This window comes from Cutibacterium nasicola (assembly GCF_052654715.2).
Map to the genome: position 1 here is coordinate 1661423 of NZ_CP199745.2, position 21186 is coordinate 1682608.

Here is a 21186-nt window from a genome sequence, read left to right on the forward strand (position 1 = left end):
CTTTCGGTAGTGGGGGATGTGCCGACCCTCTGGACGGAGTTGAGAAAAAGTTGGATGAGAAGCGGGGGCGATGGGTGTTCAGGATGCGGCCACCACCGTCTCGCCGGGTTGGTCCAGCTGCGAGATACGGCTCGTGAGGGTGCGGGCCAGAAGGACGGTGGTCGTCCCAAACCCCAGGATCAGACCGATCCACACGCCGTAGGCAGCCCAGTGGGCGACCAAACTCAGGAGGACCACAGCCGGGACCCCGACCGCCCAGTAACCCCACAGGGTTGCCTTGAGCCCAGAGGTGGTGTCTTTCAGGCCACGAAGCAGGCCGACCAGGACGTTCTGACTACCCTTGGCGAATTGTTGGAGCACAGCGATGCACAGCAGCACCGTGGCGATACGAAGGGTGTCCGGAGAGGCACCGCCGAGAAAGAGCTTCACGAAGAACGAACCCAGGGTGAGCCAGATCACAGCGATGAGGGCGAGATAGGCCCACACCGGCAGCAGAACCCTCCGCGTCACCAGCGAGACGCTGTCGCGGCCTTGGCCTTTGACTCCGCTGACGAGCACGGATCCACCGTGCGAGAAGCCAATGCACACTTGGTAGACGATATAGGCGAGTTGGTTGACTACCATGTGGGCGGCAAGCGCTACGGGTCCGACGACACCCATGACGAGGCCAGCGATGGTAGTGATCGCGGCCTCTGATCCATAGGTGAGGGACACCGGGATCCCGAGCCGCACCAGTTCGCGAATATAATCCTGGTCTCCCTTGCGAGGCAGGAAAGCGAACAGCTGACCTAGTTCGCTGTCGCGGCGCAACGTCCACGCGAAGGCACACAGGGCGAACACCTGGACGAATGCGGTGGATGCGCCGATGCCGGCCGTGCCCCAGGCCGCGGACCACCCCAGGGCCGAGACCGCCCACAGGAAGAAGGCGTTGGCGCCGGCGTTTACCCCGATGGAGATGAGCGTGACCACGAGCAATGAGCCGGGTCCCCGCATTCCCACGGCGAACTGTCTGAGGACGTTGAGCCAGACCATGGGTAGCAAACCAGGGCCCAAGGTGAGGGTCATCGCGAAGGTGAGATGCGCAACGCTCTGATCCACCGGGAGGACGAGCACGAACGCCCCGAGCGCGATCACGAGGATGACGCCCAGGATGGCCGACGTGGTTCCCACCGCCATGCCACTGCGCACTGCCCGACGGACCTCGTGGGCCACCCGTTCGTCGTGTTCGCCTCGCTTCCACGGCACCGCCGCCTCCGCGAGGAGATTGCCTGCGGCTGTCACCATTCCGACGCACATCGTCCGGATCTGGTTGTAGAACTGCATGGCCAAGCCGCCGCCAGCGATAGCGGCCACACCAAGGGTCTGCAGCATCAGCACGTCCGCCGTCGTCAGGGCTACCCCTGCAAGTTGTACACCGGCGATGGGCAGCGCAAGGGAGCAGACCTCGCCGTAGCCGATCGCCTCACGCTGTTGCGTGACGGTCACGCCGCGTGCCCCAATACAGGCAGGGCTGACCAGGTCAGGTGTCTGTGACGCAGTTGGTACACGGGGATCTCTCTGTCGATGGACGCCCGGGGCCACCCACGTGGGGGCATTGGAACGCAACGGAACAATCTTTAGGTACGCTTTAGGTAAGCCTTACCTTTATTGTAAAGTTACCGTACACTGAAGGCCGACAACGCGCACCTTCCACCGTCGACACCATGACCATGGCCAGCTCCGGCGGAGGCACAACGGATACCGGCATCCAGCGCCCACACAGACCCGCCGATAAAGAAACACGACCTCTAGTTCGGGGAAACCGAGCCCACCTTCGCCCAAGACATGGTCATGCACCCAACATTCACGACCAGCGCCAACAGCCAGCAGGACTAAGCATTGAGGCGCCATTCAACATCTCTTCAGTAGTTTTTCATTGACGGCGTCACCAGTTAGTTCTCTTTAGAACTCGCCCATTCACAAGTTCCCATCCCCTCTTGCTAGCATCGGTAAACGCTACATGGGTGATCATTTTTCCCGCATTTCCCTTCGCAAATAGAGAAATGGGCTCCTGGACAACCTCCCGATCGATTACCGAACCCCATTTGAATTCAGGATGGGCAGGAACGACAAACCTCCCAGGAGGCACTATTTCTAAACGCAATGTGGGGTTATCGGCACTCCGGTCCAATTTTTGACTGCGGATCTCCACCTCAAAAATTGGCGCAGTAGAGCCGTTAACGACCATGATCCCGTATTTCTCAACACCCTTACGATTAGAAAGCTCAACACCGACCACGAAAATAAGCTCCGCCTGACGACGTTCTTCAGAGATTTGTTGTTGCAGGTCGCGATTTTTCTCGATTCTCTCCATGTTCCTGCTGGTCTGCCACGACACCACAGCGGCGATAACCGCGAGAAGGTCGCTAGGTGTAACCACCACACAGGTTAGGTACATCGGGCTGGTCAGAGACAGCTCTGGCTGGACACGGGCGAGGGCCTCTGGGTGGAGTGTGTTGCTACCACACAAAGCACGACTCCCAAGAGGCCCTCATGACCCACCGTAATGCCCCGTTGTCCGAAACCGGACGTTTGCGCCTGGCCTGCTGCATCGTCGAGGATGGCTGGCCCCTGCGTCGGGCCGCCGAACGCTTCAACGTCAGCGTCACCACGGCCCAACGCTGGGCACAGCGCTACCGCGCCCACGGGCCGGCCGGAATGCGTGATCACTCCAGCCGACCCCACCACCAGCCCCGACGGGTCTGCCGTCGCACGCAACGACGGGTGGTGGGATTGCGCATCACCCACCAGTGGGGCCCAGCACGCATCGCCTACCACCTACGCCACCAACACCTCAGCGTCTCGACCGTCGGCAAGATCCTGCAACGCTACGGATGCCCACCCCTGACCTGGATCGACAAGGCCACCGGCGCCCGGCTACGCGCCCAACCCACACCCGTCCGCTACGAACACGACACCCCCGGTTCACTGGTCCACCTCGACATCAAGAAGCTGGGCCGGATCCCCGACGGCGGCGGCCACCGCATGGTCGGACGCGCCCAAGGAGTACGCAACCGTGGCCGATCCGCCAGCGGGGGTGGGTATCACTACATCCACAACGCCGTCGACGACCACTCCCGCCTGGCCTACGTCGAGGTCCTCAGCGATGAGCGCAAGGACACCGCCGCCGGGTTGTGGACCAGGGCCCAGGCCTGGTTCGCCAGCCAGGCCATCACCGTCAAGCGGGTCCTGACCGACAACGGCTCCTGCTACCGGTCCAAAGCCTTCAACAAGGCACTCAAAGACACCCACATCACGCACAAGTACACCCGGCCCTACACGCCCAAGACCAACGGCAAGGTCGAGCGGTTCAACAGGACCCTGGTCGCCGAGTGGGCCTACGCACGGCCCTACGCCAGCGAGACCGACCGCCTGGCCGAACTCCCCGGCTGGCTGCACCACTACAATCACCACCGCGGACACACCGCGCTCAAAGGCAAATCACCCGCCGACCGCGTACCTAACCTGTCCGGCGATTACACCTAGGTGTCCCGAATGGCAGCCGACCCGGACGAACACGTCGAGCAGTTCCGCCACCGACCGCTCAATGCGGCAGGACCGTTCACCGTGAGGTCTTCGGTATGCAGGTGGTCACCAACGAGACCGGTGCGGCGTGGAACGAGTTCTTCGCAGACTTGGTCCGCCCGCGGCCTGTCTGGAGTCCGGTCGGTCACCTCGACTCGAAGCCCTGGCCCGTTGCCGCATCAATGTCGTGCCCACCACCGAAGCCGAGATCGGAGCTGATGATCTGCCCGCACCTACTACCTGACCCGCCCAAGCGAAGGAACACACCGCTACACCACTACGAGGGACTTGACCGACGTCGCGGGCACCCTCGACCTCCAGCATCCAGCGGGAGTTCACCCAGGCGAAGAGGCAGGTGGGATCGAACCAGAAGTCGACGGTCGTGGTCGCGGCCCCACCTTAGTCGGGCAGTGCCTCCACCGCGGCTCTCTCCACCAGGAGGCCGCGACGGTACCGCTCTAGGAAACAGCGGAAACCGGCGACGTCCTCGGCGACCGGGTAAACCGACTCAAACGCGCCGCCGACAAAGACGACCTCGTCCAAGAAATCGGCCAGCCGCCTGCCCCGCCCGGCCACGCCGTAGAGCGCGAGCAATGCCATGCCCCACGGCCCACCCTCGCCTGCATTCGTCCCGACGGCGACGGGCGCCTCCAGCGCGGCTGCCATCAGGCGTTGTCCCACACTAGGGGTCCGGAAGAGGCCGCCGTGCCCCACCCAGCAGTCGATCTCGACACCCTCCTCGAAGAGGATCTCCATCCCCAGTCGCAAGGTGGACATGATGCTCATCAAGTGGGCCCGCATCAGAGGAGCCAGGTGCAAGGGAGCGTCGGGCAGCCGCATCAGCAGCGGGCGCCCTGCCGTCGTGTCGGTGATGGGCTCCCCCGCGACGTAGTTGTAGGTCACGATACCGCCCGCGTCACCTGGCGCCTCCAGCGCGGAGCGGTAAAGGATACCGTAGAGGTCGTCGGGAGGCACATCCACGCCAGCGGCCTTCGCGAACTCGCTGAACAGCCCCACCCACTCGTCGATGTCGGAGGTGCCGTTGTTGCAGTGCACCATGGCAACCACATCTCCGGCAGGCGTGGTGACCATGTCCAGCTCGCGGTGAGGTGCACTCAGGGGGTGCTCGAGAACCGCCATGGCGAAGAGGCTCGTCCCCGCGGAGATGTTGCCCGTGCGCGGCGCGACGGCATTGGTCGCCACCATTCCGGTCCCAGCATCACCTTCTGGAGAGCACAGCGGTACGCCCGGCTGGATTGTGCCGCTCGGGTCCAGCAGCGCAGCCCCCTCGGCAGTGAGAGACCCGGCAGGCTGACCGGCCAGGCCAACACGTGGGAGCACGTCGCGCAGCCGCAGCGGAACTCCTCGCTCCTCCAGACGCTCCTCGAAGATGGACAGGAGCCGCTCGTCGTAATCGCGGGTGGCATCGTCGATCGGGAACATGCCGCTGGAGTCGCCGATGCCGAGGATCCGCTCCCCCGTCAGACGCCAGTGCACATAGCCGGACAAGGTGGTCAGGAAGTCGACGCGGGAGACGTGCTCCTCGCCGTCCATCACCGCCTGGTACAGGTGTGCCACGCTCCAGCGATGCGGAATGTTTACGCCAAGCAGGGCCGACAGCTCGGACACGGCAGAGCCGGTGTTGGTGTTGCGCCAGGTACGGAAGGGCACCAACTGATTGCCCGCGCTGTCGAACGGCAGATACCCGTGCATCATGCCTGAGACACCCATAGACCCCAGGCGATTCAGCTCCAAGCCGTACTCGGTCCTCACCGTCGCGAGAACTCCTGCCACGCACTGTTGGATCCCGTGCCATGCGTCACTCATCTCGTAGGACCACACCCCGTCAACGAGATGGTTCTCCCAGGAGGAGGTCGCGGTTGCGACGGGAGCCCCATGATCGTCGACCAGGACGGCCTTGATGCGGGTCGAACCGAGCTCGATGCCCAACGCCGTGCGCCCTTCGGCCAGGGCGTCTCGCCGCTCGTCGGGGTAGCGTGCCTTCATGGGGGTTACCTCTCGTTGTGCATTGACTGGATCAGTGCTGGCCGTACACGTTCTGGTACCGCTCCCAGAGCCGGTCGACCATCTCGTCGGGCAGGGATTCGACCGGCCCGAGCTGGAGCGCCGCGTGAACCGTGCGGGCGACCTCCTCCACCATGACCGCAGCCTTGACCGCGGCTGTGCCGTCCTTGCCGACGGTGAAAGGTCCGTGCTGGGCCATGAGGACCGCCGGCGACCTGCTGCCACGCAGAGTCCCCACGATTCCTTGACCGATCGAATCGTCGCCGATGATCGCGAGCGGGCCGATCGGGACTTCTCCCCCGAACTCGTCACCGCACATGGTCAGGACGCAGGGGATCGGCTGACGGCGGGCTGCAAAGGCAGTGGCATAGGTGGAGTGAGTGTGGACGACACCTCCGACCTCGGGCATGTGCCGGTAGACGTAGGCGTGGGCCGCCGTGTCCGACGACGGCTTCAGCGATGCTGCAGTTCCGTCGTCGATCTTCGCCCCGTCCAGGGTACAGACGACCATTGCCTCCGGCGTTAGCTGGTCGTAGGTCACGCCTGAGGGCTTGATCACGAAGAGGTCGGCCCCGGGAACACGCTCCGACACGTTGCCGGCGGTCCAGACCACTAGGCCCCAGCGCGGCAGCTCGGCGTGCAACGCCACAACGCGCTCCCGGGTCTGGGCCACCGCAGCCTGGACGTCGGGCGAGAGCTCCGTCAACCTCAGCATGTCAGTTCTCCTCGGTCATGGCACGGACGGCATTCTCACGCTCACGGAAGTAGCCCACAGTCTGCCCGACGAGCGCGTCGAGCGCCTTCGGGTCGGGCATGCCGTTGCGCGCCGGGTAGGGACCAGCCCCGGGACCGAGCGGCTCCGGAGTGACGAACCGGCCGGGCGCGTTGTGCCCGATGAGATAGAGCGCCATGATCATGGTGTCGACGTCCATGGACCCCTCCCCCAGAGCACGACGGTTCGAGTCCGCCAGGTGCAGGTTCACCAGCCGTTCGCCCGCCTCCAGGATAGCGCGGGGAATGTTGGGCTCCTCGACCTGCATGTGGTAAACGTCACCGTTGATGTGAGCAACGCCGGGGTGGTCTACCCGCTCGATGTACTCGACGGCCTCCTGCACCGTGTGGACGATGGAGACCTCAGCCGCCCGGATGGGCTCGATGGCAGCCTTGACGCCGGTCTCGGTGAAGACACCGGCAGCGAGACGCAGCGCGCGATAACTGCGCTCGACCTCGTAGGCGTCGTAGGCCTGGGAGCGACCCACGGCCCCCGGCACAACCAGCAGGTAGTGGCCACCCATGGCGGCTGTGAACCGGGCTTCGCGACGGATGTAGCCGATGGCCTCCTGCTGCTGGATGGGACGGTTCGACGCCAGGTCGTTGTCCTCGGAGAACATTCCGCATACACCGGAGGTCTTGAGGCCATGACGCTCCAGGACGGCCTTGGTCTCCTCAACCTGATAGCCGAGGTCGTCGCCATAGTGATTGCCGTGCAGCTCGATGTACTCCAGCCCATTGGCGCTGAGCCGCGCGCACGAGTCATCCAGGTCTTCCAGACCGAATCCCCAGTTGGACCAGGACATGTTCAACCGCGGCTCGAAACGAGCCGGGTCCTCCTTCTTGGCAGTCAGGTACTCCTTGCGGATCTCCTCGCGCCAGGCGTCGACGTTCTGCATGGGTGTTCCTTTCATGGTTATGCCGACTCACGGATCATGAGCTCGGGTGTGAACAGGCGGCCTTCCACCGCGACATCGCTGCGTTCGGCTGCCTCGAGCAACTGGGTGGTGAGGTGAGCACTCATCTCACCAAAGGGCTGACGGATGGTCGTCAGCGGCACGTCGAGAACCGCACCGTAGGGAATGTCGTCATAGCCGGTGACGAGGATGTCCCGGCCGACCACCAGTCCCGCGCCGCGGACCGCCCGGCATGCACCGATGGCGGTGTAGTCATTCAGGCACACGATGCAGTCCGGCCACGTGGACCGAGGCTGCGCGAGGATCTCGCTCACGACCCGGAAACCGCCGTCCCACGTCGGGCCGGCCGCGGGCACCCGGCGCACCTGGTCCGGATCCAGGCCGCGGCTGTCCAGAGCGGCCACGAACCCCGCCCAGCGATCGCGGTGTTGGACCGCGTGAACGGGCTCCTCGACGAAGCAGATCCGATGGGCACCCCGGTCCACGACGTGGCCGGCAATGAGTCCCATGCCCGCAAAGTCGTCGACGGTGACCGCTCTGATCCGCTCGTCCTCGCTGCGCTGAGCGAAGAGGAGAACGGGGTGACCTCGCTCCTGGAGGCGGTTGAGAAGGTCGAAACTGCCGCCCGAGGTACACACGGCGAAGGCATCCACCCCAGCGCGGCTCATGCTCTCCAAGGCGGCCCGCTCGGCCTGGTTGGACTGCTGGGTCCCGGCCAGCATCAGTGAGCTGCCCGCCGCCTGGACCTCTTGGTCCATGAGATTGGCCACGTGGGAGAAGAAGGGGTTGGAGATGTCGAAGACCACCACCCCGAGGAGGCGTGAGCGCTGACGGGCCAGCGCCCGCGCCGCCGGTCGCGGCCAATAGCGTTGCCGCGCCATCTCAGTCTCCACCCGAGTTCGAAGAGCAGGGCTCACGCGCTCGGGATGGTTGATAACGTTCGAGACTGTGCCAACCGAGGCGCCAGCAGCCTGCGCCACCGAGTAGATGCTCGCGTTGTTCCCCTCCGTCATGTCAGGCTCGCAGTCCGTACCGGCGCGCGGCGTAGCTGTTCATCAGGACGGCGCAGATCAGCAGGAGACCGAGCGCCAGCAACTGGGTGCGGGGGCCAAGGCTTCCCTGGAAGGAGATCAGGAGGGCCGCGTTCAGCCACGTGATCAGCAGCGCGCTGGTAATGACACCACTCACCCGAGCGAGACCACCGGAGATCAGGACGCCACCGAGCGCCGCGATCGTGATGGCAGGCAGCGCCATGCCGTTACCGCTCGTGCCGGCATCGGGACGTGCGGAGGCGAACTGAGCCACGTTGACGACAGCTGTCACGCCGGACAGGAGCCCGGAGGCCATGTAGGCGGAGGCCCTCGTCCAGCGAATACTCTGCCCGGCGTACGCAGCGGCCGTGTCATTGGTGCCGATGGCCAGCAGCGAGCGTCCCCACGTCGTGTGTTCCAGCATGAACCATGAGATCACCATCGCCGGCAGGAGGAAGCTCAGGACCTGAATCGGCAGTTGCACGTCTCCGAACAGCGAAAGGTTGCGGGTGAGCTCGTGCGTGGCGGCGATCACCGGCCCCGAGATGGGAGCCTGGCCGCTGGCCACCATGGCAATCGACGCGAAGGCATACGAGGTCGCCAGCGTGGCGATGAGGGGTGGGAAGCCGAAGTATCCCACGAGCACGCCGTTCAGCAGACCCATCAACCCGCCGACAATGATCGCCACGAGGGCCGCGAGGAGGACCGGCACGCCAGCGTGCTGGACAAGCGCGCCGAAGACGAGGCCGCTCAACGAGACCATGGCGCCGACAGACAGGTCGATACCGGACCGGCCGGACGTGATGACGAACATCTCCGCCAGGGCGAGCAGGGCTACAGGGACGAAGGCCTCGAGCGAGGACGCCATGTAGGAAAGGTCGAAGGGGGCATACAGGTTGCCGTTGTTCCCCAGCAGGTAGAACACGATGACGAGGATCACGGTCAGGACCGCCAGCGCCGCGACGCGCTCAGTCAGCGCGATGCGCAGCAAGCGCGCACCCGTCGATTCCTTCTTGGGCTGCGTGGCCACCGCCATGTCTGCAGGAGTGGTGCTCACTTGCGGTTTCTCCTTGCCTGACGGGCCAGGTCAACCCCGACCGCAATGATGATGATGACACCCACGAAGAGCTGGGTGAGCTGGCTGGGGAGATGCAGGTGCGTGACGGCCGCCTGAACGCTGCACACCAGAATGGCTCCCAACACGGTCCCCAAGACGGTGCCTCGGCCGCCGATGACCGACGTGCCGCCGATAACGCAGGCGGCGATGACAGACATCTCGAGCCCGGTACCGATGTTCTGCTGGACAAGTCCGCCGTTGCCGATCAACATGACGCCGGCAATGCCGACGGCGATGCCGCTGAAGACGTAGAGCTCGAACACCCGGCGCTGGACCTTCACGCCAGCCAGTCGGGCGGCGACGGGGTCATTGCCGATGGCATAGATATGGCGGCCTGCTGACCAGTCACGCATGTAGAACCACGCGAGCAGGGCGATCAGGAGGGCCAACCACATGGCGTTCGGTATGCCGAGGAAGGAGGCGTCGACACCACCTCCGAGGAAGCCGAGCGTATTCGGCACCCCAGCCAGCTGGGTGTCTCCGAAGATTTGAAGCGCTACAAAACGGAAGATGTTGAGGGTGCCGAAAGTCACGACCATGGCGGGGACTCGCCCGAACGAGATGAGCGCGGCGTTGATGGCGCCCAGCAGGGCACCCACGATGATCGCGACGAGGATGGCGACCGGCGCGCTGACGTGGAGGTCACGCAGCATTCGCCCTACCACCACCATGACCACGGCGAGCATGGAGCCCACAGAGACGTCAATCCCCGCCGTGCACATGATCGCTGTCATGGCGACGCCCATCACGATGATGGGAGCCACGCCGTAGAAGATGGAGAAGACGCTGCTGGGCTCGACAAAGGTTGGAGTGACGATCGCCATGATGATCCACAAGGCTGCGATCACTCCGACCAGGACAATCTCCTGACCTTCGATCCAGGGACGGCGCTGCTTCGGTGCGGCCTTGACGCCACTCACGGCTTGTGTGTCAGTGCTCACCGGTGACAACCTCCCCATCCGAAGTTTCGCCCGACGCCGCGGACAGCAGGCAGGCGGCAGAGACGTCTGCAGGCAGCTCCTGCTCGGTCACGCCTCGTCGCAGCACGATGATGCGATCGCAAAGAAAGCGGATCTCTTCGAGGTCTGTGGAGAGCACCACCGCGGCATGCCCCTCGGCGACGTGGTCGAGGATGAGCCGATGTATCTCAGCCTTGGCGCCGACGTCGACGCCCTGCGTCGGCTCCTCGGCGACCAGGATCTTGGCCTCCTCAACGAGCTGACGTGCCATGACGACCTTCTGCTGGTTGCCACCGGAGAGCGCCCCGATCACGGTGTCGGGGCCAGGAGCCTTGATGCGGAGACGATCGATCATCTCCCGCATCACGGACGTCTCGCGCTTGTGGTCGAAGACACCGCCCTTGGAGAAGTAGCGCAGATGGCTCGACGAAAGATTGAAGGCGAGCGACTTGGGAAGAAAGACGCCCTGCGTCTTGCGATTGCCCGGCAGCAAGGTGATCCCCGCATCCATGGCGCAGCGCGGAGAGGAGAAGCTACGGGGGAAACCGTCGACGGCGATCTCGCCGTGGTCCGGCCGCAAGATGCCAAAGAGGCAGCGGGCGAGCTCGGTAGCACCTGAGCCGATCAGGCCGTACACGCCGAGGACCTCACCGCGGTGCAACTCGAAGTTGGCCGACTGCAGACGGTCTCCGCAGCCAAGGTCCTTCACCGACAGGATGACCTCGTCGCTCACGTGGCTGGGACGCTCGCCGCGGTCAGCGACCTGGAACTTGTCCCCCACCATCGCCGTGGCGATCTTCGCGGGCGACATCTCCCCCGTCGGGTAGTCACCGACGATCGCGCCGTCGCGCATCACCGTCACGCGGTCGGTGATCTCGGTGAGCTCGTCCAACCGGTGAGAGATGTAGATGACACCGATGTTCTCCTCACGGAGCCCGCGGACCGTGGCGAAGAGACGTTCAATATCGTGGTTGGTGAGGATGGCGCTGGGCTCGTCGAGGATCAGGAGACGGACGTCGGCGACGAAGGCCTTGGCGATGGAGAGCAGCTGCTGCTCTCCCACCGCAAGATCGCCGACGCGGGTGTGCATGATGTCCGGGCTGAGGTTGAGGCGGGCCAGGAGATCGGCCACACGCCCCTGCTGCTCGGCCCACGCAACACGCCCCACCTTGGTGAGCTCGCGACCGAGGAAGACATTCTCGGCGACGGTCAGGTCAGCGAACAGCTGTGGCTCCTGGTAGACGGCCGAGACGCCCGCCGCGAGCGCAGCTTTCGTATTCCCGTGGACCAGCTCACTGCCGTCGATGAGGACCGTCCCCGTGTCGGGAGACTCCGCCCCGCTGATCATCTTGATCAGCGTCGACTTGCCGGCGCCGTTCTCTCCCGCGAGGCCGCAGACCTCGCCCGGGTAGACTTTCCAGCTCACGTCCTTGAGGGCGTGGACGCCGCCGTACCGTTTATCGATGTTGCGTATCTCGAGCACGGGCGTGCCCGTCTTGGTGGTCTCCGTCACTGGTGCTGCCATCTCATATCCTTGTGAGGGTGGGGCGCGGGGACCGCGCCCCACCCTGATTGGTTCAACTGGGTGGCTCAATCCACCCTGGGATTACTAGTAGTTGAAGTTGCCCGCATTGTCCTTGGTCAGGATGAGGGGCTCCCCGAGCAGCAGGGTCTTGGTCGACTCGTCGTACTTGATGCCCTTGAGTCGGCCGACGTCCTGGGTGGGCTCAAACTTCTTGCCCGAGGCTAGCTGGAAGCCGGCCCAGGCGGTCAGGTAGCCGTGATCCTCGACGTTCCAGAGCACGGAGGCGCTGGAGGAACCGTCAGTGAGATAGGGCAGCATGGCCTTGGGCGTGCCGACACCAACCGTGAACACCTTGCCGGTCTTGCCGGACTCCTGGACAGCCTGAGCGATGCCAGGGGCCGCGGTGGTGCAGGGGCCGATGATGCCCTTGAGGTTGGGGTTGGCGTTCATGAGGTCTTTGGCCATGGTCACTGCCTTGGCCTGGTCCTCGTCGGCGTACACCGTGTCCACGATCTTGATCTTCGGGTAGTCCGAGACAGCCTTGCTCTTGACGACCTTGATCCATGCGTTCAGGTTCGAGGCGGTCTGGCCGCAGGACACGATGGCGATCTCGCCCTCACCGTTGATGGGCTTGGCGATCTGCTCGAGGAGGGCGGCGCCGATGCCGTCCTCAGTGGCCTGCGTGACGAAGACCTCACGCGCCGAGTTGGGAGCGTCAGTGTCGGAGGTGCCGACCTTGATACCCTTGTCCTGCGCCTCCTTGAGCAGGGGCCCCATGGAGTCGGGGTCGTTGGAGGCGACCATCAGGGCGCCCACCTTCTGCTGCATGAGAGAACGGACGACGTCGCCCTGGGCGGCAGGATCGGCGGTAGTGGGGCCGCTGTAGACCCACTTGAAGCCGAACTCCTTGGCGGCGTCAGCACCGCCCTTGTTCATCGCCTCGAAGAACGGGATGCCCTGGATCTTCGGGACGAAAGCCACCGAGACGTCCGAGGCAGCGCCCGAAGCGGACCCCGTCGAGGCGGTGGACTTGTTGCCGCCGGCGCATCCAGCGGCGGCGAGTGCGAAGGCGGTTGCGAGGCTCGCGACCGCGAGACCATGTCGACGCTTCATGATTTCCTTCCGGACAACTTTGGCCTTGCGCGCCATGGAGGTAGGCACGCGGGATTGAGAACGACTTTGAAGCGCTTCAAAGATAACAGATACTATCCACCTCCGAGTCACAGATGTCAAGACCTCACGCGGCGGTGGTCACATGCAACCCGGAGCCTGACCCGTGCTGTGCTCTTGGCCGCTCTTGACGAGCTGCAGGACCGGCGGGTTCATTACTGACGCTGAGCTGCCCGTGGTGGATGGTCTGGAGCTGTACAGGCTGTCAGACCTGTGACGCGAGTCCGTGAGGCGCTGATGGTCTCCCGTGACGGGGGCCCTACCGGCGACAATGAGGGTCTTCCCGTCGATTGATCATCTGACCCGCGTCCACAACTGTCTGGGCTTCTCACCAGTCCTCGCCCACAAGCAGCAGACCATCGAGTTCGACCGCGAGCCTCATCCTGTGTCGAGGCTGCGTGAAGTGACTCCATGACTACACCGTCGACACCTTGACCTTCGCCACCACGGGCAAGTCCGTGCCCACGCCAGCCTCGTGGTCAACCGCGCTGCACTGGGAGAGATTCTCACCGGTTCCGACGACACCGTCGCCAGGGCTGGCTCACCATCCCGAGGCCCCTCGCAAGCACGGTGCAGAGGTCGCCGTCACCGTCGTCGCGCTCATTCCCGAGTGGGGCACCCGCAACTTCCACGCCATCCGCGAGGACTGGTCGACCGACAACTGGTATATCAAGAAGCGCATCACCAATCTGCGGCCGGACAGCCGCTCAAACCGGGAGGAACAATCATCACTGACACCGCCCATCTCGACGAGCTGATCGCCGCTGAGCGAGCGAAGGCTGACTGTTACGGCGCATGACGTTATTGACGCTGGGGAGATGACGTAGGGGCCGCCCTTCGTCAGGATGGGAGTTGCGAAACCATCCAGCCTTGGAAGGAGCCTACCCTTGAGCACTCACGCTCATGCACCCCTGTCGGTTGGGGCGCCGACGTCTGGTCCAACGCTGTCAGACCCGTCCAATCACCCACGTCGGCGCCGAAATGGGTATCAGCCGCGCGGCCGCGCATGAGTGACCACGCTCCCGTCATCGTGGACTACGCGCTCTAGGCCAGCGGATTCATCCCGACCGTCATGATGTGCGCCGACAACTCGGTGAGGCGCTCTCGAATCTCGCCAGTGCGGTCGAGTTCGCGCATCCGCTCCATCGTCTGCAGCGGCGACGCGGCCATGCCCACCTGCTCGGATACCGGACCGACGAAGACGACATCGAGACCGCGCGCCGCCAACCAACTGGCATAAACACTCGTGGCGCCGCCGATGTCCAAGACTCGGGCCTCGGGCGGAATGAAGCTCAGGTAGTGTCGCGTCGCCTCCAATTCCAGCAGCCCGGCGGTGTGGCGACCCCGCAACCAGCCCGCCTCGGAGCAGTTCGCGTAGAAGGCGCGAGGTTTGGCGTCAAAGTCTTCTTACTGAGCCATACAGCCATCCTCATAGACCTGAGAACCAAATACACAGCCAATTTCCTGGCCCCGTGGGCAGCGGGCGGGTCCAGGGCATGTAGACTGAAGCCATTGTTCGACAGTAGGGTTGGTTTGCATTACGCAAGACGGGTTCTCACGGATCCGAGCAGTTCCTTCTGGCAAGTGTGAAGAGCAACATCCGGAAGCGGCCGAAAAGCGGTCGCTCCACAAATCGAAGGATTGCACCATGGCAACCGGCACCGTTAAATGGTTCAACGCCGACAAGGGCTACGGCTTCATCCAGCCCGACGACGGCTCCGCCGACGTCTTCGCTCACTTCTCCGCTATCAACTCCTCGGGCTACCGCTCGCTGGACGAGGGCGACCAGGTTGAGTACGACGTGGAGCAGGGCCCCAAGGGCCCACAGGCGTCCAGCATCACCTTGAACCGCTAATATCACGTGATCTTCGGCGAGGCCGCTGCCCTTCGGGGCGGCGGCCTCGTGCTTTTCCTTCGGCAAGCAGATCACCAACCGCCGGGACCTCGCGCCCGACCAGAGGCCGATGCACTCCCTGTGACCAGCGAGTTCGACGAGCGCGCCCGCACCCAGGACGACAAGCCAGGTCGACGCGGGGAGGCCCCCGCGGTCATCATGGGCGGGTGACCCCCTCAGCCACCCACGAAGTCCTGGAGATCGTGGCCGGCGCCGGGTTCGCCCCAGCCCCGCGTACGACCTGGTGATCACCCGCATGACGATGCACCACGTCGCCGACCTCGAGCACCTCATGACCAGCGTGCGCACAATGCTCCGCTCGGGCGGCGCCTACCTCGCCATCGATCTGACGGACCGCAGCGCCGACTTCCACGACCACCCGACGCCTCCGGTCCCAATCTCATATTCACAGGGCAAGGGCGGACAGGTTCAGTTGGCGTCAGGATCAGCCACCACCGTTGACATACTCACTACAGGCAAGCTAGAGGTCCCAAGCCCAGCTCAGACACCATCTAAACGTGAAACGAAACTCAATTACACGTTGAAGCGGAATTCCACCGGCTTCCGGGCAGAACTAACGTCTTTTGGGATCAACGCACCACGACCGAAGCGACGCAGCAGCCTCATCCAGATCAGCCCTACCACTCGCCACGGCGACGACGAGGTTGTATGCATCGTCGTCCGGAGCTTCCACCCACCAGCCATTGAGGTCCAAGAACACCACCATCGCCAACCATCCCAACCGCTTGTTGCCGTCCACCAGCGCATGATTGTTCACCAAAGAGTCCAGGAGAGCCGCAGCCTTGGACCCCAGTGTTGGATAGGCATCACCGCCCCACAGCGAGGTGCGTGGACGCGCCGCCGCAGACTCAAGCAAACCAACATCACGTACGGGACCAACCCCCAAGTCTTCAACCAAGGCCATAAGGTCCTCAACCGTGAGAAAAACGGTCATCGACCCAGCCGATCAAGGACATCGGCATACCGAGCCCGCGCCCTCGCCGAGGCGTCAGCCACATCCTTCGTGTGCCCCCTCCGCGCCGCCACCTCATGGATCGCGCGAATCGTCGCCTCCTGACGACTGATCCCGTCATCCTCGGCAAGACGCGCGAGAATCCGCTCGTCCTCTTCTGTCAACCGCAACGTCATGGCCACGAGATGATGATACCAGAGTGGTATCACCATCGGGCTGGAAGGTCGCCGCACCAAAGCTCCACCAAGTTACGAAACCAGCGAGAGTCGGCTCACCACGACCACGCAACCACTAGTCCCAACCGACGACCGAGATCATTGGTCGCGTTCGAGCAGGGAATCCCGACGCTGCGGCCGAGATCTGGCACCTCGTCAGCAGTCTCCGGATCAGTATGACGAAGTCAGTTCAGCACGTCCCGCAGGTGAGCTTTAGACGTCGGCAACATAGATGGTCTCCGGCTAAGCTAGCTCCGAGTCACGAAAGTACAGGTTGCGGATCGATCGCTTCACGACAAGGTCAACGTCACGATCGACAATCCCCCCAGCTCGTCGCGCAAACCACAGAAATCCTCAAAGGGATCCGACTGGCCAGGAATGAAGTCGACCAAGAAATCGACGTCACTGTCAGCGTCGAGCCCTCCCCACACCAAAGGACCAAACACGGCCAGTTCCGCGACGCTGTGCCGTTTCGCGGCGCGACTGATCGCGTCTCAGTCGATGCTCACGGCGATGGCCATACCCTCCAATGTCGCACCGGGTGAGTAGTTACCGGTCTACGTGCATGTCCGGTTCGACACCGGATCGCTCACCAGGCACAAGAGGGGTGGCCGAGATCCTGGTCGCGACGGATGCTCATCGAGGCCCACGACCATGCAGCTGCCCCGCGAGCCCGCCTGCTGACGAGCCTCAACTGATATTCGCGATCACCGATCGAACCCAGCGTGCCAGCAAGCCCACATTCCGGACCCCACGCCCAGATTCAGTCACCATTCCTCTTATGCCACGCGGTATTCCATCTCGATGCCAGTAAAGGGTTTTCCATCAATAGTGGTCGTAGCGCCAACGCGAGTTTGGCAAAAGCCCAGCGACTCGTAGAGGTTGATGGCATTCGTATTGTGCTGGTATACGCCGAGTTCGACGACGCTTGCATCAACGGCTTTCGTTGCCGTTTCTATCAGTCCAACGACCGTCGCCCGTCCCAGACCTCGCCCACGACAGGCCGGGGCCACGATAATGCGCCCGATTCGAACCCGACCACTAGCCAAGAGCTTGTAGGAACCAGACGCCACCAGCATGTCGTTGACCTTCATCGCCAAGACCACCCAGCCATCGTCAGACGTAGCAAGCAGATCCCTCCCGGTCAACGGGAAAGGCAGACGCGCCCCTCCGAACAACATGACATCTGCGCGACTATGAAGCCACCCGGCGACACAATCTGCCATGCGCTCGTCAAGCACATCGATTCGCACGTTCATCCTTCTTTTCCTCTGCCATGGCCACCGTCTCACAGCCCGATGTGAAAACGAATAACCGCTTGCGTTTGAGGCGCTGCTGGAGCCCACGCCAGCAACATACATCAGTCACGCCACGTGCAGCGGCATGATCTGCTCAGCTGCCGCGTCTTCCGCACGGTCGAGCTCGTAGTGGCTCTGCACATTGGTCCAGAATGTCGCCGAGATTCCGAAGTACTTCGCGAGTCACAATGCGGTGTCCGCTGAGATCCCTCGCTTGCCGTGCACGATCTCGTTGATCCGCCGCGGCGGCACACCTATCGACACAGCGAGCTTGTGCTGTGTGATCCCGAAGCCCTCGATGAAGTCCTCCATGAGAACTTCTCCCGGATGGATCGGCTCGATCTCGTCAGTAGTAGTCAACGATCTCCACCTCCCCTGGTCCGGCGTCTGTCCATCTGAAACAAATCCGTCACTGGTCATTGATTCTGATGCTGTCCTGACCAGCTCGGTCGCCCTTGAGCACCTCGAGTCGGTTACCAGGTGGAACGCGGAGGTCTTCGAGCATCTCCGCAGATCCCACCTGACGAAGCTTGCGCAATGCCACCCGGAGGATTCGGGGATCATGGCGGGCACACGCTCACGATGCCACACCCGCTCGGTGTCTTTGCTCCCGAACGATCTGATCACGCGCCCAGCATATAATGGGCTCCGTCAATAGCGCTACACGTTAAACTGGAACTCCGCGACCATCGAGGCAATGCCGAGCAGTGCGGTGATATGACTCGCTGCCATCTTCGGTCTTTCCCGGCACACACCGAGAAAGACGGGAATGTTCCCCGGTTGGACCCAGGACGTGATGTGTTCTTTTAACGAGACCCCATCATCTCATAGAATCAGACACTTGTCCCACACAGCGCAAGTCACACTCCAATCCACGCAACGACACTATTGCCATAGTGGCATTTTGTTCTATCTAACATCCAACCATGAGTACCATTTCATAATGGAGTCATGGCGGATCGATGGCGCTTCAGTGATGAGAGTGATCCGGGTAGAAGCGATCTCACCTTCGCTGACATCGAAACCGTCCCCGACGGCCATCTTATCAATTTCTGGAAGTATATCCTTCAGATCCAGCAAGGATATCTCTGACTCCATCCAGTATATTGATATATTGAGCTCCTTGGCTCTCCTGTTGTACCTGGCCCGAAACTCCTCCGAAACGTGAGTTGCAGATATCGTGAGAGTTAGGAGGTCATCAATTTGACAACAAAGAAGCCCATTCCGATAAGAGTCGATATCGTGATACACATCCTGGACCAAATGAGCAACGGCAGAAGCTCGCCAGGCTGCTATCTCGTCAGGCTTTGCAGTTTCCTCGAGAATGCGAGTCGCGAAAGAGCGTGAGACTCCAAACTGTACAGCCACATCATTCACATTGGCTCCGAGCTCATTCAACTTGTTTCCCAAGTAATGCAGCGTCGATATCAACGATTCTTCGTCTATCTCGAATCTGGTTGCCGCTAACCGAAAGACTTCGGCCTCCGCCTTCAAATTGTCCATCATGCCTCAACTCTGCAACTTTTAGCCCCACTGAGACTGGATACCACCAGCCCGAACTGAGCACTGTGAACATGGGGTAAGCAACCACGTCATATCGCGCCTTATGGCTGTTTCTACAAGGATTAGTTGCCACTGCAGAGATAACACGAGAGTACGGGCCATTTGGCGGGGTACAACCGCTGACCTTTTTTAAAAAGAAACTGCCCCTCGTCTTGTTGGCGAAGCTCAATATGAAGAGAGTGTCTATAAAAGTCATTTGGACTCGCCGTCGAAACGCAGCTTGTCTGCGCACCCCACTCAAGCCGATTCTTGATAACCATAACGGTATGAAACTTTCCCGTACATATTCCCGCATCAAATGATGATCTATTGGACGATATGGACGATTGTTTTGGATTACCAGAAGGACCGATTATCCAAGATCCATCCTCTGATACCATGGTATATCCATCGTGTGATTCAATCCGAGCCCCATCGACATCTATTCCTGCTTCGTATGCAGCTGAGAGCAAGGGGCTAGACAAACGATCTGAATGTGTTGACCTGGCCTCCATTCCATCCGCAAGTGCCCTCGTTGCAACACTCCAGGGACAGCGCACATGTCATACATAGGCCAAGAGCGACCATCGTACTTCCTTGGGTGCACCATAAATCTCTTCCCTTTATGCGCTAACTATGTTGCTTGAGGCTAGAACTGTAAATACTTGGTAGTGTATAGCACTTTGTCTTGTCCGCTCTTGAGACCTGTGCCCTGAACCTTACGGGCAGTCTTGACTGCTCCGGCTCCCATGCATTCGGCCCCGGCGGAAGCCACGCTGAGCCGGAAGCTTCCGGTGAAACGTCAACTCAATCACGATGCCCGCGGGCGGCAGTGTTCTCCGGCGGATGAATACGAATCCCGGTCTGACGGTCCTCAATGAAGCTGCCCTGCGGTGTCCGCGACGCGCGGGCGACGAGGGCGAGGTCCCCGACACACCCGCCCAGGTGAATCGCCCCCGGCACGACCGCTGCCCCGCCCATCGGCCCGTAGGCGGCCCAAGAAAGAGTCGCCGAGGTGAGCAGTACGAGTGGGGCCAGGGCGACGTAATCGAACGCACGCCGGGACGTCCGAACCCCGAGCGCGGTCGTCGTCAAACCCACGACAACCCGGCCGACACGCGCCACCCCGAAAGTCGGTCGATGCCCAAGGGTGAGCAATGCCAGCCCGTGACCAAGCTCGTGGACAACAATAAGGACGACGGTGACCGCGATAACCACGACCACATCGGTCAGTCCGAAGCGGCCTCCTGAGGCACTGCGCGACAGAGCCCACGCTGCAAAGTGACCGACGAATCCCAACACGGTGAGAGCCACACCGACCAAGTTGATCCAGGCCCACTGGGCCTTGGACGGCGTCCAGTCGACGGCTCTGGGCGAGCCGGAAGGGTCACCACTCACGGCCCTCAGCCTAGTATCCTGATCCCCTTAATCCATTAACTCGTCTCAGGTGTCGCGCCATGCCTGGGACCGGTGGCATGGCGTTGTCGGTCAGCTCACGACACCGGAACTCCGGCGGCTTACCAACAGGCAGCCCGGACTCCTTTCCTGAGGCCATTATCGCCTCAGAATCAGTGTCCGGGAAACTCGGTCATGCCTCTGCCATGACAACTACACATTGAACCTAAACTCGACAACCATCGAGCCCGTCGGCATGAGTTGAGCAGGGCCGACCAGTCCCGCTTCACTTACAGGCGGGCACGCGAAAGGCCAGATACTCGTCGTCACACGAGAACCCCAAGGACTCAACCACCTCGCGCTCTGAAAGATCTGCGAAATAGACGAAGTCTGAGTACCCACGGGTGGTAGCCGTAGAGATCCAGGTCGAGAGCATGGCACGCAGGGTCGCATCATCCAGAGCCGACGCCGCCAACACCGGCTGGCCATCCCCTCCCGTGACGCAGATCCACTCTCCCCAATGCGCCCGAATACGATCGGCGCGCCACCAGAAGCCGTGACCAGTCAATCGGTCGAAGAGTCGCGCGAACTCGTCCTGCTCATCATCAGCAAAGACGTGCGCCTCTGGGGAACCGGCCAGATTGATCCCCTCAAACGGGAGACAGTGTTCCAACAGCTCTCCCGCACTTTTCAACCAAGCACGCGCTGTTACATGACGGTGGGAGATCCCCACAATGATCGAGGCGAGTGGGTGTCGCTCCTGCATGTTGGCGAGGAGCTGCGCATACAC

23 protein-coding genes and 1 pseudogene are annotated in these 21186 nt (G+C 62.4%); 4 read left to right on the forward strand and 20 right to left on the reverse strand.

The window, feature by feature from the left end; all coding sequences use genetic code 11:
• Positions 1 to 78: 78 nt before the first annotated feature.
• Positions 79 to 1485 (reverse strand): MATE family efflux transporter, encoded by a 1407-nt coding sequence (locus ACUCCZ_RS07765; RefSeq protein WP_435916975.1) that lies wholly within the window; start codon positions 1483 to 1485, stop codon positions 79 to 81.
• Between the two features lie 439 nt (positions 1486 to 1924).
• Positions 1925 to 2353 carry a hypothetical protein gene (locus ACUCCZ_RS07770; RefSeq protein WP_435916976.1) on the reverse strand — a complete coding sequence of 143 codons (429 nt, stop codon included), beginning with the start codon at positions 2351 to 2353 and terminating at the stop codon, positions 1925 to 1927.
• A gap of 179 nt (positions 2354 to 2532) precedes the next feature.
• On the opposite strand from ACUCCZ_RS07770, the gene ACUCCZ_RS07775 reads away from it, so the two are divergent.
• Both ACUCCZ_RS07775 and ACUCCZ_RS07780 read left to right on the forward strand, forming a co-directional pair.
• Positions 2533 to 3525, forward strand: coding sequence for an IS481 family transposase (locus ACUCCZ_RS07775; protein WP_435916977.1), 993 nt, complete (start codon positions 2533 to 2535; stop codon positions 3523 to 3525).
• A pseudogene (locus ACUCCZ_RS07780) lies at positions 3526 to 3762 on the forward strand (transposase); the annotation flags it as partial.
• A gap of 201 nt (positions 3763 to 3963) precedes the next feature.
• Here ACUCCZ_RS07780 and ACUCCZ_RS07785 read toward each other — a convergent pair.
• The 8 genes from ACUCCZ_RS07785 to ACUCCZ_RS07820 all read right to left on the reverse strand — a co-directional run bounded on the left by ACUCCZ_RS07785 (position 3964) and on the right by ACUCCZ_RS07820 (position 13022).
• Positions 3964 to 5571, reverse strand: a complete 1608-nt coding sequence (locus ACUCCZ_RS07785) for a xylulokinase (RefSeq protein ID WP_435918451.1) — start codon at positions 5569 to 5571, stop codon at positions 3964 to 3966.
• A gap of 31 nt (positions 5572 to 5602) precedes the next feature.
• On the reverse strand, positions 5603 to 6304 hold the full coding sequence (locus tag ACUCCZ_RS07790; protein ID WP_323462601.1) for an L-ribulose-5-phosphate 4-epimerase: 702 nt from the start codon (positions 6302 to 6304) through the stop codon (positions 5603 to 5605).
• 1 nt (position 6305) lies between these two features.
• Positions 6306 to 7259, reverse strand: coding sequence for a sugar phosphate isomerase/epimerase family protein (locus ACUCCZ_RS07795; protein ID WP_435918452.1), 954 nt, complete (start codon positions 7257 to 7259; stop codon positions 6306 to 6308).
• Between the two features lie 17 nt (positions 7260 to 7276).
• Positions 7277 to 8290, reverse strand: a complete 1014-nt coding sequence (locus ACUCCZ_RS07800) for a LacI family DNA-binding transcriptional regulator (protein ID WP_323462599.1) — start codon at positions 8288 to 8290, stop codon at positions 7277 to 7279.
• Between the two features lies 1 nt (position 8291).
• Positions 8292 to 9365 carry an ABC transporter permease gene (locus ACUCCZ_RS07805; protein WP_435918453.1) on the reverse strand — a complete coding sequence of 358 codons (1074 nt, stop codon included), beginning with the start codon at positions 9363 to 9365 and terminating at the stop codon, positions 8292 to 8294.
• The gene (locus ACUCCZ_RS07810; protein WP_435918454.1) at positions 9362 to 10366 is read right to left on the reverse strand and encodes an ABC transporter permease; all 1005 of its coding nucleotides are present in this window, start codon (positions 10364 to 10366) and stop codon (positions 9362 to 9364) included. The genes ACUCCZ_RS07805 and ACUCCZ_RS07810 overlap by 4 nt, the downstream gene beginning before the upstream one ends.
• The gene (locus tag ACUCCZ_RS07815) at positions 10356 to 11909 is read right to left on the reverse strand and encodes a sugar ABC transporter ATP-binding protein (RefSeq protein WP_435918455.1); all 1554 of its coding nucleotides are present in this window, start codon (positions 11907 to 11909) and stop codon (positions 10356 to 10358) included. Before ACUCCZ_RS07815 ends, ACUCCZ_RS07810 begins: the two co-directional genes overlap by 11 nt.
• Before the next feature lie 84 nt (positions 11910 to 11993).
• Positions 11994 to 13022: an autoinducer 2 ABC transporter substrate-binding protein gene (locus ACUCCZ_RS07820; protein WP_435918456.1), complete on the reverse strand. Its 1029-nt coding sequence runs from the start codon at positions 13020 to 13022 to the stop codon at positions 11994 to 11996.
• Positions 13023 to 13510: 488 nt separating this feature from the next.
• On the opposite strand from ACUCCZ_RS07820, the gene ACUCCZ_RS07825 reads away from it, so the two are divergent.
• A complete protein-coding gene (locus tag ACUCCZ_RS07825; RefSeq protein WP_435918457.1) occupies positions 13511 to 13837 on the forward strand; it encodes a DCL family protein in 327 nt (108 codons plus the stop codon).
• Between the two features lie 286 nt (positions 13838 to 14123).
• Here the strand turns inward: ACUCCZ_RS07825 and ACUCCZ_RS07830 are convergent, their stop codons facing one another.
• Complete coding sequence (locus tag ACUCCZ_RS07830) at positions 14124 to 14429, reverse strand: class I SAM-dependent methyltransferase (protein ID WP_435918458.1); 306 nt, start codon at positions 14427 to 14429, stop codon at positions 14124 to 14126.
• Between the two features lie 298 nt (positions 14430 to 14727).
• Between ACUCCZ_RS07830 and ACUCCZ_RS07835 the strand changes: the two genes are divergently transcribed.
• On the forward strand, positions 14728 to 14934 hold the full coding sequence (locus tag ACUCCZ_RS07835) for a cold-shock protein (protein ID WP_435918459.1): 207 nt from the start codon (positions 14728 to 14730) through the stop codon (positions 14932 to 14934).
• Between the two features lie 613 nt (positions 14935 to 15547).
• On the opposite strand, the gene ACUCCZ_RS07840 is transcribed toward ACUCCZ_RS07835, so the two are convergent.
• The 9 genes from ACUCCZ_RS07840 to ACUCCZ_RS07880 form a co-directional block, all read right to left on the reverse strand.
• The gene (locus ACUCCZ_RS07840; RefSeq protein ID WP_435918460.1) at positions 15548 to 15928 is read right to left on the reverse strand and encodes a type II toxin-antitoxin system death-on-curing family toxin; all 381 of its coding nucleotides are present in this window, start codon (positions 15926 to 15928) and stop codon (positions 15548 to 15550) included.
• Positions 15925 to 16122, reverse strand: coding sequence for a CopG family transcriptional regulator (locus tag ACUCCZ_RS07845; protein WP_435918489.1), 198 nt, complete (start codon positions 16120 to 16122; stop codon positions 15925 to 15927). The genes ACUCCZ_RS07840 and ACUCCZ_RS07845 overlap by 4 nt, the downstream gene beginning before the upstream one ends.
• A 329-nt stretch (positions 16123 to 16451) precedes the next feature.
• On the reverse strand, positions 16452 to 16607 hold the full coding sequence (locus ACUCCZ_RS07850; protein ID WP_435918461.1) for a hypothetical protein: 156 nt from the start codon (positions 16605 to 16607) through the stop codon (positions 16452 to 16454).
• Between the two features lie 333 nt (positions 16608 to 16940).
• Entirely contained in the window at positions 16941 to 17420 is a 480-nt protein-coding gene (locus ACUCCZ_RS07855; RefSeq protein ID WP_023035070.1) for a GNAT family N-acetyltransferase, read from the reverse strand.
• 222 nt (positions 17421 to 17642) lie between these two features.
• Positions 17643 to 17819 (reverse strand): HigA family addiction module antitoxin, encoded by a 177-nt coding sequence (locus ACUCCZ_RS07860; RefSeq protein WP_323457809.1) that lies wholly within the window; start codon positions 17817 to 17819, stop codon positions 17643 to 17645.
• Positions 17820 to 17868: 49 nt separating this feature from the next.
• Complete coding sequence (locus tag ACUCCZ_RS07865) at positions 17869 to 17964, reverse strand: hypothetical protein (RefSeq protein ID WP_435918490.1); 96 nt, start codon at positions 17962 to 17964, stop codon at positions 17869 to 17871.
• A gap of 404 nt (positions 17965 to 18368) precedes the next feature.
• Positions 18369 to 18965: a hypothetical protein gene (locus tag ACUCCZ_RS07870; protein WP_435918462.1), complete on the reverse strand. Its 597-nt coding sequence runs from the start codon at positions 18963 to 18965 to the stop codon at positions 18369 to 18371.
• An 843-nt stretch (positions 18966 to 19808) separates the two neighbouring features.
• Positions 19809 to 20399 (reverse strand): DUF3267 domain-containing protein, encoded by a 591-nt coding sequence (locus ACUCCZ_RS07875; RefSeq protein WP_435918463.1) that lies wholly within the window; start codon positions 20397 to 20399, stop codon positions 19809 to 19811.
• 283 nt (positions 20400 to 20682) lie between these two features.
• A complete protein-coding gene (locus ACUCCZ_RS07880; RefSeq protein ID WP_435918464.1) occupies positions 20683 to 21069 on the reverse strand; it encodes a hypothetical protein in 387 nt (128 codons plus the stop codon).
• Between the last annotated feature and the right edge of the window lie 117 nt (positions 21070 to 21186).

What these genes read in the sequence shown, in the direction of transcription:
- ACUCCZ_RS07770 (WP_435916976.1), bottom strand. Translation starts at nt 2,353, where the DNA reads ATGGAGAGAATCGAGAAAAATCGCGACCTGCAACAACAAATCTCTGAA.
- ACUCCZ_RS07775 (WP_435916977.1), top strand. Translation starts at nt 2,533, where the DNA reads ATGACCCACCGTAATGCCCCGTTGTCCGAAACCGGACGTTTGCGCCTG.
- ACUCCZ_RS07785 (WP_435918451.1), bottom strand. Translation starts at nt 5,571, where the DNA reads ATGAAGGCACGCTACCCCGACGAGCGGCGAGACGCCCTGGCCGAAGGG.
- ACUCCZ_RS07790 (WP_323462601.1), bottom strand. Translation starts at nt 6,304, where the DNA reads ATGCTGAGGTTGACGGAGCTCTCGCCCGACGTCCAGGCTGCGGTGGCC.
- ACUCCZ_RS07795 (WP_435918452.1), bottom strand. Translation starts at nt 7,259, where the DNA reads ATGCAGAACGTCGACGCCTGGCGCGAGGAGATCCGCAAGGAGTACCTG.
- ACUCCZ_RS07800 (WP_323462599.1), bottom strand. Translation starts at nt 8,290, where the DNA reads ATGACGGAGGGGAACAACGCGAGCATCTACTCGGTGGCGCAGGCTGCT.
- ACUCCZ_RS07815 (WP_435918455.1), bottom strand. Translation starts at nt 11,909, where the DNA reads ATGGCAGCACCAGTGACGGAGACCACCAAGACGGGCACGCCCGTGCTC.
- ACUCCZ_RS07820 (WP_435918456.1), bottom strand. Translation starts at nt 13,022, where the DNA reads ATGAAGCGTCGACATGGTCTCGCGGTCGCGAGCCTCGCAACCGCCTTC.
- ACUCCZ_RS07835 (WP_435918459.1), top strand. Translation starts at nt 14,728, where the DNA reads ATGGCAACCGGCACCGTTAAATGGTTCAACGCCGACAAGGGCTACGGC.
- ACUCCZ_RS07840 (WP_435918460.1), bottom strand. Translation starts at nt 15,928, where the DNA reads ATGACCGTTTTTCTCACGGTTGAGGACCTTATGGCCTTGGTTGAAGAC.
- ACUCCZ_RS07845 (WP_435918489.1), bottom strand. Translation starts at nt 16,122, where the DNA reads ATGACGTTGCGGTTGACAGAAGAGGACGAGCGGATTCTCGCGCGTCTT.
- ACUCCZ_RS07855 (WP_023035070.1), bottom strand. Translation starts at nt 17,420, where the DNA reads ATGAACGTGCGAATCGATGTGCTTGACGAGCGCATGGCAGATTGTGTC.
- ACUCCZ_RS07865 (WP_435918490.1), bottom strand. Translation starts at nt 17,964, where the DNA reads ATGCTCGAAGACCTCCGCGTTCCACCTGGTAACCGACTCGAGGTGCTC.
- ACUCCZ_RS07870 (WP_435918462.1), bottom strand. Translation starts at nt 18,965, where the DNA reads ATGATGGACAATTTGAAGGCGGAGGCCGAAGTCTTTCGGTTAGCGGCA.